The 266-nt window shown below is 64.7% G+C and carries 1 protein-coding gene; it reads right to left on the minus strand.

The window, feature by feature from the left end; translation table 11 throughout:
* A partial coding sequence (locus tag HKX41_11810) for a M48 family metalloprotease (protein ID NNC24819.1) occupies positions 1–266 on the minus strand: 266 nt, incomplete at both ends.

The following is a 266-nucleotide window of genomic DNA, read 5'->3' on the forward strand; positions in this document are numbered from 1 at the left end:
GTGATGCTGTTCTTGGCCGCGATCTGCTCGGCGCGTTCCTTGGCCTCGCTGATGCGGGTGGTGGTGACCGGGTGGGTCATCAGGTAATCGGGCGTCTCGCCGTACCAGTTGGCCTTGTTGCTGCGCGTGGCCAACGCCATGCGCTGGAAGAAGCCGGCCATCGCCCCGGTGTCGTAGTTGCTGCGGTACAGGGTCTGGATGCCGATGCGGTCGGCTTCGGACTCGTTGGAGCGGGTGTAGTTGATCTGGCGCTGCTGCATCAGGCC

Origin of the sequence: Salifodinibacter halophilus (assembly GCA_012999515.1) — a bacterium.
In the GTDB taxonomy this organism is placed as follows: domain Bacteria; phylum Pseudomonadota; class Gammaproteobacteria; order Nevskiales; family Salinisphaeraceae; genus Salifodinibacter; species Salifodinibacter halophilus.